12 protein-coding genes, 1 pseudogene and 1 CRISPR repeat array (1 of these 14 only partly in view) are annotated in these 12,152 nt (G+C 30.6%); of the genes and pseudogenes, 11 read left to right on the top strand and 2 right to left on the bottom strand.

Annotation, left to right across the window (positions count from 1 at the left end):
• Positions 1–1,062: a CRISPR direct-repeat array (repeat unit 36 nt; unit sequence GTTGTGGTTTGATTAAAGATTAGAAAACACGATATT) (it extends 4,640 nt beyond the left edge of the window).
• 170 nt (positions 1,063–1,232) lie between these two features.
• On the bottom strand, positions 1,233–1,562 hold the full coding sequence (cas2, locus tag L1276_RS02615; protein WP_073485070.1) for a CRISPR-associated endonuclease Cas2: 330 nt from the start codon (positions 1,560–1,562) through the stop codon (positions 1,233–1,235).
• Positions 1,538–2,452 carry a type II CRISPR-associated endonuclease Cas1 gene (gene cas1 / locus L1276_RS02610; RefSeq protein WP_253785161.1) on the bottom strand — a complete coding sequence of 305 codons (915 nt, stop codon included), beginning with the start codon at positions 2,450–2,452 and terminating at the stop codon, positions 1,538–1,540. The genes cas2 and cas1 overlap by 25 nt, the downstream gene beginning before the upstream one ends.
• A gap of 205 nt (positions 2,453–2,657) precedes the next feature.
• Here cas1 and L1276_RS02605 point away from each other — a divergent pair, with 205 nt between their 5' ends.
• From L1276_RS02605 to L1276_RS02555, 11 genes and pseudogenes are all read left to right on the top strand, one after another.
• The gene (locus tag L1276_RS02605; RefSeq protein WP_253785159.1) at positions 2,658–3,272 is read left to right on the top strand and encodes a zeta toxin; all 615 of its coding nucleotides are present in this window, start codon (positions 2,658–2,660) and stop codon (positions 3,270–3,272) included.
• A 304-nt stretch (positions 3,273–3,576) separates the two neighbouring features.
• Positions 3,577–3,771: pseudogene (locus tag L1276_RS25330) on the top strand (RHS repeat domain-containing protein); the annotation flags it as partial.
• Between the two features lie 569 nt (positions 3,772–4,340).
• Positions 4,341–4,799, top strand: a complete 459-nt coding sequence (locus L1276_RS02595; RefSeq protein WP_253785157.1) for a hypothetical protein — start codon at positions 4,341–4,343, stop codon at positions 4,797–4,799.
• Between the two features lie 195 nt (positions 4,800–4,994).
• Positions 4,995–5,672, top strand: a complete 678-nt coding sequence (locus L1276_RS02590; RefSeq protein ID WP_256527359.1) for an IS1 family transposase — start codon at positions 4,995–4,997, stop codon at positions 5,670–5,672.
• Positions 5,673–5,710: 38 nt separating this feature from the next.
• Positions 5,711–6,181: a hypothetical protein gene (locus tag L1276_RS02585; RefSeq protein ID WP_253785153.1), complete on the top strand. Its 471-nt coding sequence runs from the start codon at positions 5,711–5,713 to the stop codon at positions 6,179–6,181.
• A 19-nt stretch (positions 6,182–6,200) separates the two neighbouring features.
• Positions 6,201–6,878 carry a hypothetical protein gene (locus L1276_RS02580; RefSeq protein WP_253785151.1) on the top strand — a complete coding sequence of 226 codons (678 nt, stop codon included), beginning with the start codon at positions 6,201–6,203 and terminating at the stop codon, positions 6,876–6,878.
• Positions 6,879–7,231: 353 nt separating this feature from the next.
• Positions 7,232–7,690: an SMI1/KNR4 family protein gene (locus L1276_RS02575; protein ID WP_253785149.1), complete on the top strand. Its 459-nt coding sequence runs from the start codon at positions 7,232–7,234 to the stop codon at positions 7,688–7,690.
• 944 nt (positions 7,691–8,634) lie between these two features.
• Positions 8,635–8,988 carry a hypothetical protein gene (locus L1276_RS02570; protein WP_253785147.1) on the top strand — a complete coding sequence of 118 codons (354 nt, stop codon included), beginning with the start codon at positions 8,635–8,637 and terminating at the stop codon, positions 8,986–8,988.
• 826 nt (positions 8,989–9,814) lie between these two features.
• On the top strand, positions 9,815–10,588 hold the full coding sequence (locus L1276_RS02565; RefSeq protein ID WP_253785145.1) for a T9SS type A sorting domain-containing protein: 774 nt from the start codon (positions 9,815–9,817) through the stop codon (positions 10,586–10,588).
• 129 nt (positions 10,589–10,717) lie between these two features.
• A complete protein-coding gene (locus tag L1276_RS02560) occupies positions 10,718–11,353 on the top strand; it encodes a hypothetical protein (RefSeq protein WP_253785143.1) in 636 nt (211 codons plus the stop codon).
• Positions 11,354–11,494: 141 nt separating this feature from the next.
• Positions 11,495–12,100 (top strand): nucleosidase, encoded by a 606-nt coding sequence (locus tag L1276_RS02555; protein WP_253785142.1) that lies wholly within the window; start codon positions 11,495–11,497, stop codon positions 12,098–12,100.
• The last annotated feature ends 52 nt before the right edge of the window (positions 12,101–12,152 follow it).

The raw sequence follows: 12,152 nt of genomic DNA, 5'->3' as shown, positions 1-12,152 counted from the left end.
CACGATATTATTAATGATGTTGAATTATCGGATGTTGGTGTTGTGGTTTGATTAAAGATTAGAAAACACGATATTAAACTTCTCAATTTCCATAACTTCCGCGGTGTTGTGGTTTGATTAAAGATTAGAAAACACGATATTTCAGATAAAGAAATTCAGAAACTTATACAGTTGTGGTTTGATTAAAGATTAGAAAACACGATATTCTTGATATGCTTGGGGAACAGATAATCGAAGTTGTGGTTTGATTAAAGATTAGAAAACACGATATTTTTAATGACACGGCTAAAATGTGGTATCAGGTTGTGGTTTGATTAAAGATTAGAAAACACGATATTAAACTTAATTTCTTATCATCAGATAGAGAGTTGTGGTTTGATTAAAGATTAGAAAACACGATATTAAATTTTGATCCTGTTACTAAAATTGACTGGTTGTGGTTTGATTAAAGATTAGAAAACACGATATTATTGCGGCTTAAGCTTCGATATATAGCCTTGTTGTGGTTTGATTAAAGATTAGAAAACACGATATTTAACTACCCGTACCGGTGTATCATGTATCTGTTGTGGTTTGATTAAAGATTAGAAAACACGATATTATTATGACAGAAGCACGATAAATTTAACCAGTTGTGGTTTGATTAAAGATTAGAAAACACGATATTGACAGCAAATGGCATTCGTCAACAATAATTGTTGTGGTTTGATTAAAGATTAGAAAACACGATATTGGTACTTTCACAGGTAACGCAATGGCTTTGTTGTGGTTTGATTAAAGATTAGAAAACACGATATTTATTCTATCTAACCAATATTCTATTCTATCGTTGTGGTTTGATTAAAGATTAGAAAACACGATATTTGAATTACTCTTCAGATGTTTTATTAAAGAGTTGTGGTTTGATTAAAGATTAGAAAACACGATATTAAGTTTGGGGTTATATTTAATTCAATAGCTGTTGTGGTTTGATTAAAGATTAGAAAACACGATATTCGCCAAAAGATAAACATAGGTAATTATACCGTTGTGGTTTGATTAAAGATTAGAAAACACGATATTAGTCGGCTTGTTTCCTTCTGATATACAATGGTTTATGTGTGAATATCGTTCAGAAAAATGCCTCTTTTATGGTTTGATAACCCATAATTGAGGCATTTTTTCTATTGTAGGGTTTAGTAAATAAGGTTTCGGGTGTTCAAATTTTATTGATAATTATAAATAACGTAGTATTAAAATAATTCTAGTTGCGTGGGTTGAGGTGCTGATGGTAAGGCTGCTTTTCCCCAAAAATTTAAAATATTACCAAATTGTTTATCGGTTATTCTAAGCACACTTACTTTGCCTAAAGGAGGTAGTAGTTTGTGGATTCTTTTTTCATGAACATCAGCGCTTTCACTGCTTGCGCAATGTCGAACATAAACAGAATATTGCATCATCGAAAATCCATCTTTTAATAAATTGTTTCTAAATCCAGATGCATTTCGTCTGTCTTTTTTTGTTTCTGTGGGTAGATCAAAAAAAACAAACAGCCACATTATTCGATATCCGTTAAGCTCCATAAGACAGGATATTTAATTTTTTTTCGACTTCCTGTGAAGCATTGTTGGAGAGAACTTGCAGTCTTTTGTAAAGCTATCATTAAAGGGCTTTTCTCATCTTTAAAATAAACTGTTCTAGTTAGTATTTGTAATAATTCAGCCTTGATAACAGTGTTTAGTTCTTGCTCTTTGAAATTTTGCATAATTTCAAAGACTTTTTCATCCACAATGGGACGAAACGGTTCCATGATATCATCAGCAAGTGCAAAAGCATTGTATTTACTTTTATGGTGAATTCCTAATGTGTTGAGTAGGCCACTTCCGGAAAGAGCTCTTGCAGTTGCGGCTCTTAAAATCGCATATCCATAATTCAAGAAATTATTAGGATAGTCGCCATATCGTTCTCGTTTAATTCCATCAAATTCTAGATTAGGTTGAGGAAAATATTTCCAATACTGCTGTGCTGCAACTCCTTCCATATTAGACGAATCTCCACTTAATACTTTACTGGCTAGAAACACAAAACTATTTTTTGAATCAGTTATTTTTTCGAGTAATTGTCCTTGGTTTTTAATTTTTTCAATTATTGTTTGCTGCCATAATTGCTTTTTTAATGGTATAGATGCTTCAATTTGATTTTTGAATATTTCCTGCTGAATATGATGGCTGTTAAGGTTTAACAGCATTCCGTTGGGAAGATGATTCTTTCCGCAGATAACAATAGAAGTATTGTTATCAACAAGTAAATTCATAGCAGGAATACTAAGGTAGATTTCATTATGATCGAGAACAAGAAAACCAATATCCTCAATTGGAATGCAGCTCTCCTTCATTTCTGATTTTAGTACTAGCTGATTATTTTTTGTCGTTATTGAAATTTTGTTTTCAATTAAAATAGTTCGTTTTAGCATAAGATTAATTTGAAATTACTAATGGCTTTGGGCTGTACTCATAGATGTAAAGTTCGACTTTAAAGTAATGTCGCTTTTACGGTTTTCCATAATTTAGAAATATATTAAAGTTACAGTTTTTCAATGGCGTCGCTCGATCATCGTTACTTTCCAAGTATCTAAAAAATAGTATTTATTAAATTTGAAATTTCTTATCTTTGTAATAATGAGTAAAAATCTTTACATAATCGCAGGTTGCAATGGAGCGGGTAAAACAACTGCTTCGTTTACAATACTTCCTGAAATATTAAATTGTAAGGAGTTTGTAAATGCTGATGAAATAGCCAAAGGACTTTCGCCGTTTCAACCGGAAAAGGTAGCTTTTGAAGCGGGAAGAATAATGCTTCACAGAATAAATGAATTATTAGCGAATAACGAAGTGTTTGCCTTTGAAACAACTTTAGCAACGAAAAGCTATAAACAGAAAGTGATTACAGCTCAGGAAAAAGATTATAAAGTTGTACTTTTGTTTTTCTGGCTGAATAATGTTGACCTGGCTATTGAGAGGGTTAAGCTTCGGGTTCAGGATGGCGGGCATAATATTGAAACCGATGTTATTAAGCGACGCTATAAAAATGGAATTACAAATTTATTTGATATATATTTGCCGATAGTTAATGAGGCATTGATTTTTGATAATACAGCTGGCAAGGCTGAATTGATTGCGCAAAAAACATTAGGTAACGATATTGAAGTTATACATAAAATCAAGTTCGATAAACTCAAAAATAATGAATCATGGGGGAACACACAACAACACCGACTCAGAAGAAGATTATAGACGCAATGGATAAAGTTTATGAAAAATTGATTGAGTCTAAAAAGAAAACTAACAGCGATTTAGTTGTAATGAAGGACGGTAAAATCGTAAGAATTAAAGCTAGTTCTTTATAAAATATTATTTCAATAACAAAAAAAGCCCTCAGGAATGAGGGCTTTTTTTGTGGGATAAATTGGCTATGTTTTTATTAGGAAAATAACTGAACTAAATCTAATTTCGTATTATAGGAAAATGTAAATGGACGTTCTTTATATGGAGATTTTTTGCAAGGGGTTGTTTTATATAAAAAAGGTTTACAGAACCCTATAAGTATAAGTACAACGGAAAAGAGCTTCAAGACGAGCTGGGGCTTAACTTTTACGACTATGGTGCAAGAAATTATGATCCAGCGTTAGGACGCTGGATGAACATTGATCCATTATCAGAGAAAATGAGAAGGTTTAGCCCTTATAATTATGCTTTTAATAATCCTATGAGATTTATTGATCCTGATGGAATGGCACCAAATGATTGGAGAAATAGTGCAGGAAACTTAATTTATGATCCTAAAGCTAATGGGGGAAAAGGTGCTTACACTGAATATGCTACTAAAAATGATAAAAATATTGGTGCAGCACTTCAGAGTACTGCTACTGGTAAAGAACAATTTGATAAACTAGTAAACTCGGCTAAACCTACAGAAATTGTATTAGATAATGGAGAAGGCCCGAAAGGAGAAGCAGGGAAAACTGATAACGGAAACCCAGTAGTAGCAACAGATGCGACAGGTAAAGTTGAAGATATTTCATTTGAAAAATCTACTATAAAAGTGTTTATGAAAACTGTTAGAAATTTGGCAGATGCTGATAAAAACGGAGAGGTAGGTAAACTTAACGGTACAAAAGTGAATGGCTTATCTTTTGTTCAAATACTAGCAGCAGTTATAGGGCATGAAATAGAACATACTACAGACGCTAATATAGTCTTATACGCAACGGATGCAAGTGAAGATGAATATGAAAAAGATCCAACACAAATTTCTAATCAAATTATACAAGAAAGTTTAAATCAAAATAAAAAAGAATAGTTATGACTTATAAAAAAATGATAATAATTGTTTTAATTTTTAGTTTCACAAGTAGTTATGCTCAAAAAGTTGACAGTGATAGTCTTATTGGGGCCATAAGGAAAGATGTAACTGTTTTTTTTTTAAAGAAAGAAATTTTAAACAAAAACCTTGTCAAAGAAAACCTAGATTATGTATTAATTAATGAGATAAATAAAAAAAGAATTATAGGATTTGACAAGATTGGTATATATAGCATATCCGTTTTCCAAAGTCATTCAGAGAAACATATACTAATAAAAGAAAATTCTAGCTATAAAATTTTGGATATTCAAGATATAGAATTCGTAATAAAAGAAGTTATGGATTTTTCTTCCAGATATAAATTCACTAAAAATGAAATGTTATCATATTTAAAAAAAATTATCCAGTTTTATGATGGAAATTATAATCAAGAATATACATCAATTGGAAAAGAATAGGGTAATGTATCAGATATGTTTGTGGTTAATTATTACATTAACATCTACAGAAAATCGGTAATGTATCAGATGTGTTGGTGGTTAATTATTGCATCATACATTTACAGATTATCAATGATTTATATTAATATCGCATAAAAATTTAAACAACCTTCGGGTTGTTTTTTTATTTTATATTGTCTTAAATCGAAAAAAATGAGTTCAAACCAAACTAGGTGTTTCAGATGTGTTGGTGACATTCCAAACATGATAAAGTATGGAAAGACAAAATCTGGTAATCAAAGGTATATTTGCAGAGGATGCGGGAAAACTAGAGTTGAAAATTATGCATATCTGGCTTATAAAGGAGATATAAGCCAGAATATTATTCAATTAACTAAAGAAGGTTTAGGAATAAGAAGTACGGCAAGAATATTAAATATTTCTACTACAACATTATTGAAAAGGATTGTTTCTATTGCCAAAAATATTTCCAAGCCAATTATCAGCAGAGGTAAAACTTATGAAGTCGATGAGATGTGCACTTATATCAGACACAAGAAAAATTACATCTGGCTGGTTTATGCCTTGGAAAAGAATTCTAAAACAGTTGTGAGTTTTAATGTTGGTAAACGAACTAATAAAACATTAAGTCATGTTCTAGAGACTTTAAAACTATCCGAAGCTAAAAAGATATTTACAGACAGATTAAAAAACTACAGATATCTGATTGATGAAAAATTACATTCTGTTAAACGTTTCGGGACAAACCATATTGAAAGGAAGAATCTGACACTTAGAACTCATCTGAAACGACTCAATCGCAGGACAATCTGTTTCAGTAAAAGTTTAGTGATCTTTACTGCTGTCTTGAAGATTTATTTTTGGATTTGAGCAATAAAACAGTAAAGGCAGGATTTAAAGAATAAAAAATGTATAGAGCTATTTTTCACCCGAGTAACCAATCTGAATATTATTTTAAAGGAGAATTATTATTTACCGTTAAAAGAAAACGATTATGGCTTGGAACAAGGAATCGGTGCAGCATTTATAAAGGAGATGAGATAATTTGTGAGTTTTATAGTTCCGAATTTATTTTTTTGTATTGGAAACTAAAAATACTATATCAAAAATTCGATAAAATAATAAATCTTAAAAATAACGGTTCTTACTACAATTTAATAGTAGATAACAAGTCTATTTCAATAAAATTTGCAAGTAACCCTTTTAAAAAAGTAATTGGGAAAATGTTTATTGATGGAAAATGTGTAGTAGAAATCGAAAAGAGCGAAAAAAAATCCGATACATATTTCGATTTTAATTTTTATGATTCCAATGGCTTAGAATATTACATTTTAGTATTATTTTCAATGTATTCAATTGGAATAACAGATAGTGCGTAATAAAAAATATAACATCAAAATGAAAAAAAGAATAATCATTTTAATTTTTTTAAGTTTAATTTCCTGTAAGCAAAATAAGTTAATAAATAACGAGACGGAAGCTGTTCAGCAGGTTTTAAATTTTTATAATGGTGAATGCAAAAAGAGTAAAGGAATCATATTCAAAAATGGTGAAAATGAATCTTATTTCGAGTTAGAAATAAGTAAAAGTAAATTATTGAATATAGATTTGAGTAATTTAAAAAGCCATTCTGCAAATATTGCGTACCTATTTTATTCAAATTTAAGTAATACAGACGCATATGACAACATTAAGGTAAAAATTAATTTATCTGATGGAAGTAGTGAAGAATTTTCATACTCCAATGAAAAGCTTTATGAGGTTGAAAAGCTTCAACCATTTATTAGTAATGTAATTGAAGAAATAAAATTGCAAAAATATGATGAATTAGTAAAGCTTTTTGACAATACCGTAGGTATTAATTCAAAAAACATTGAAGGGTTATTTAACAAGGTTGAGAAAGAATTTGGAAAGATTAAAAAAACTCAATTTCAAGGTTTTGAATTTAAAGAGGAGAAAGAATTTGGAAATGTTATTGTTATTAAAGAAGCCTTTGTTTTTGAGAAATTGGCAGTATCTATGAATATAATTATCAAATCTAGTAACTCAAAAATTATAGCTTTAGAATTTGAATAACCCGCTCCCCGAAGAGTTCCTTATAAAGAACTGCGCAAATGTCTATGACTTTGCGCAATTTTTTTGTAGCTTAAATACTAAGACCTGTCAAAAGTCTCCTGACTTTTACCGATCAAATCTTAACAGCATTTTTATTTTAGATTTTTTTTTTTTAAGTCAGAGACTTTATGGCGTGAACGTTTTTAATTACATTTGTTTGAAAGGCGCAAAGTCAGAGACATTTGCGCAGCGTTGTGAATAAGACTTTGCGGAGCAGGAAATAGTTATAAAGATGCCAAATTAAAAAATACTGCAGACCATAGAACAGAACACAAAATACATGGATATAAATGATTAATGATTTAAAAGACTTAATGTCATCATTAGATGATGAATTTGGAGGAGATATTGGCTTTATCAAACCTTGTGATATTAATTTAGTAGATAAAGCTGAAAAACAATTGGGTTTTCAGTTTCCTACTGTGTTTAAGCAACTTTATCACGAAGAATCGAACGGATTAAGAATTGATAACAAGATAATTTACAGTATTTATGATGAAAAAGAAAAGAAAACTTTTTCCGAAAACTTACAGCGTATAAACAATCCTGAAACAAGCTACTGGTTTAAATTTAAACCAGAAATTTTTAATGACTATTTAATAATCGGTTCTGACGGAGAAATATGTTTTGCTATCTATAGACATAGAGAATTAGATAATCCAACCATATACATATGTGAAAATCCAAATGCTAAAAAAGATGTTATTTTAGAAAAATTGGACTTCGGTTTAGCTGACTTAATAAAAGTGATGGTTGATAATGCTTTTAATTAAATTTTCTGAACGAATATAATATCTAGAAAAACTACGGTAGTGTTACAGATTAGGTGTTTTTATAATTTAACAACTTAACTGACTGAAAAAGAATATTAAATTTAAATTATTGAATAGAAAAGAGACGGCTGGTAGGTCGTCTCTTTCATTTTTGTCTTTTAATAAGCCTTAAATTGCTTTTGCCACTCCAGCTCTTCGAAGAGTTCTAATGGAAATGCTGTGCGAATGTCTCTGACTTCGCACCGGCAAAGATAATCGACAAAGAATATAAAAAAGAAGAAACCTCGCCAATGGGTAGTGTTTCAAAGTTAGTGATATGAGATTTTGAAATTCTAACTTTCTGAAATTGAATAAATTTTAGAGATAAATAATTTAAAGATGAGCAGTAATGCTCATCTTTTTTGTTTTAATATTGCCTTAAATGAGCTAAAATGAGTAAAAATGCGACATAGTGTTCCAAAGTTAGTGATGGTATGAATTGTCCAAAATGTAAAGAGCAAAAGGTTATTAAAAATGGGAGAACAAAAAATAATAAGCAGCAGTACTATTGTAAAATGTGCTCTCACCGTTTTATAGAATATTATACAAATCAAGCTTACAAATTAGATATTAATGAAAAGATTGTTCAATTAACCCGCTCCCCGAAGAGTTCCTTATAAAGAGCTGCGCAAATGTCTCTGACTTTGCGCAATTTTTTTGTAGCTTAAATACTAAAGACCTGTCAAAAGTCTCCTGACTTTTACCGATCAAATCTTAACAGCATTTTTATTTTAGAATTTTTTTTTTAAAGTCAGAGACTTTATGGCGTGAACGTTTTTAATTACATTTGTTTGAAAGGCGCAAAGTCAGAGACATTTGCGCAGCGTTGTGAATAAGACTTTGCGGAGCAGGGGGCCAATTATGGAGTTACTACAACAAAAAGATTATTTTAAAAATCAAAAATCATGAAAATACGTATTATTTTATTATTTTTAAGTTTGTTTCTATTTTCTTGTGGACCTACTTATGATTGTGATGTTTCAGCAGAGAATTACAGAAATGACGAATGTCTTTTAGTGGTGAAAAAGATTCCAAGTAATACAGACGATGTTTTTGATTATAATGGAACTAATCCAATTACTAAAAAAAAATGTGATTGTAATTCATCTATAAGCGGTAGATGGTGGGCACTTTATAAAGAACAAATATTAATTGGTGATACCATTATAAAAAAGAAAGGAGAGTTGATATTTAGTATTCATAAAAAAGATACAATACTAAGCTTTAATTTTCAGTGTGATGGTAAAGTTTATAAATGACAGAGCACTCTCTGAGGTTAGGACTTAATAATTAAAATCTGAGTAAACATCTGCTGAATTCTCCCAACAACCCAACCGCTAGGATATGTCGAAAACGATAGCGGTTTTGCAAACCGTGCCCGCAAAGAGCTATTAAACGAGTATTCAAAGATAAAATCAAAAAAGCCACTTCATTACGAAGTGGCTTTTTACTGTTTATAGAGTTGCTACATGTTTAGGGAATAGCCGTAAATGTACCTGTGGTGATATTGAATCTTTTTTCTACTATTTTAGTACCGTCACAGTAACCCGATCGCTCTGATATGTAGACAACGATAGCGCGGAAATTCTTTCCGTGCCCGCAGAGAGACTCGACAAAGCATATAAAAAAAAGAAACCCCGCTCCCCAAAGTCTTCAACTAAAAAGTTGCGCAAATCTTTCTGACTTTGCGTTTTTTTTCCGCTATTAGAAATTATAAACGTGCTAAAAGTGCCTTATTTTTTTAATGATTTTTTGATGAAATAAAACGGATACCTATTTTCTGAATTATTTTTAAAGTTGGGATTTGAAGGGCTGCGTTTTTAGATATATTTGAAACTGTGCAGAGTCAGAAACATTTGCACAGCAGTTTAAGGAAATGGGTGAAAAATTGAAATACTTTTCTTAGTTTAGCTCATAGAAAATTTTAATAGAGAAACAAATCAAATCAAATAAATTCTGATGGTATTTTTTACCAAAAGAGAAAAAAGACAAAACACTGATCGTTAATTAAATAATTTTAAGTCGGAAAACCGAAACAGCGACTCTAAAATAACTGAAAGTAGGATAATTATATAATTTTAATTCATGAAGAAAATTACTTTTTTATTATTAACAAACCTTTTTATTTACAGTTATTCTTATTCGCAGTTAACTTTAGAACATACTTACAGTTCTGGGGTGCAAAATCTAAATATGTCGAATGTTCTTGGAATCAATACCGCTAATGGGTTAAAGTTTTATACTTTCAACAGAACAACAAATACAGTCGAAATTTACAATCAGTCTCATGTACTTGAAACATCTTTTACAATTCCGTTAGATTCGGGGCATTTTCTTTCAGAATTTATTTTTGTAACAGATAAGCTTTTCAATAATGATAATCAAATCGAGTTTTTGTACAAGTCATACAAGATTGGGGAAACTAATAATAGAAAAATATATTTATGTAATGATACTGGAGTACTTCTTCAGAGTTTTGCAGGTAAGTATTATGCCGGAATAGTTAAGGATAATTCAAACAATTATAAAATGATTCTTGCGGCTTCAGAACAAAATCCTGCTACAAATTCATATGATTATGATGTATATGGATTAACAGGAACGTTATCAACCCAACAGCAGGATATTTTAACAAAAAAAGCTTTTGTATTCCCAAATCCAAGCAGCAATACGATCAATATCTCGAACGCAAATAATAGCGGCGAATCCTCGGTACTACAGATATTTTCTGCAGATGGCAAAAAGATATTAGAAGAAAACCATGCAAACGAAGAAATTCAAATAGATATCAGCAGATTTCAGAATGGAGTTTATATTTATAAACTTGGCAATAAGTCTGGAAAGTTTATAAAAAAATAAATCTTTTCAAAAGAAGATTTCCAGCTTTACGAAATCTTCAACTAAAAAGCTGCGCAAATGTCTCTGACTTTGCGCATTTTTTTTGTTACTTAGAAATTGAAAACGTGTCAAATGTTTATATAATTGAAAATGGAAGAAAGAATATTTTTTATCAAAAGAGGTTTTCGTGATAATGCTTTAAGGAAATTAGTTTTAAATCAAAACTTCTTAAAATTTGAGAATAATGATTTTGCTGAGAATTTAAATACAGTTTTTCAGAAAGATGAAATAAAAGACTTTAGATATGGTATTCGATGGATTAAATTTGAATTTACTTATGGGAGGGAATATCAAATTTTTATCGGCAATAAGAAAGACAATATTTTAAAAATTACTTTTAAGTCTTATCTTGGACGCAAAAGAGATATTCTTCATAAACAGTATGCTGAGATTGTTGATGGCTTGTGGGATTATTATTTTTCAGATATAATTAATCAGCATATAAATATGTACAATGATGGTAAAGAATTTACTATTGGAGATGTTCACTTTACAAAAGATAACATTTCATTAAATATCAGCGGAATCTTTAATCAGAAAAGAGTAACTATTCCTTGGGAAAATGTTAGAACTAAAAACTATTACACTTATTTTTCTATTTATTCAATAGAGAATCCACAGGATTTAAATCGCGGTTATAATTATCATCAGGATTGGAATGTAAGCGTTTTATACAGTGTAATTAGGACAATTTTGAAAAACAAGGAAATTGAAACTTATAATTGATCTGCGTCTCCAAAGTATTCAACTGAAATTCAAAAATGTGTCCACTTTCGCACAGCATAATAAACAATTTTTGCCCTGCCTATTTTAAAAGTTCACAACAAAATCCCCGATATTTGCCTCATAGAAAACACTTCAATTTTTATGATAAAAATAAACGACAAACATACCTATCCATTCAAAGATATTCTCTTCACTTTTGCGTTGGCCTCAGAAGCTGCAGAGGTTTTTAAAGAGCATACGGCGCTTATAACCGGAATTGGCAAAGTCAATGCGGCATACGAATTAACAAAAGCTATACAATTACAAAAACCGTCATTAATTGTAAATCTTGGTTCGGCAGGAAGTACTCATTTTAAAAAAGGTGATGTAGTTTGCTGTACTAAATTTGTTCAGAGAGACATGGACGTACGCGGATTGGGTTTTGAATTATATGAAACTCCATTATCCGGTTTACCGCCTGTTTTAGAATACGGTTTAGAAATGGAAGGCCTTCCATTAGGAATCTGCGGTACGGGTGACAGTTTTGAGATGCAGCATTCTGAAACAATTTATGATGTTGTAGATATGGAATCTTACGCATTAGCAATGATTGCCATGAAAGAGGATATTCCGTTTTTATGTTTAAAATATATATCTGACGGAGCCGATGATAATGCTGCCGAAGATTGGACTGTTCAGGTTCATAAAGCGGCTGTTGCGTATGGAAGTATTTTAAAATTAACAGTAAACGAGCTGGCTTCAAAGTAACTCTTAAAATAAAAAATCCCGCCCGTTCAAACGGGTGGGATTTATAACTACA

Origin of the sequence: Flavobacterium sp. HSC-32F16 (assembly GCF_024171645.1) — a bacterium.
Taxonomy (GTDB): domain Bacteria; phylum Bacteroidota; class Bacteroidia; order Flavobacteriales; family Flavobacteriaceae; genus Flavobacterium.
This window is presented reverse-complemented; position numbering and strand designations above follow the sequence as displayed.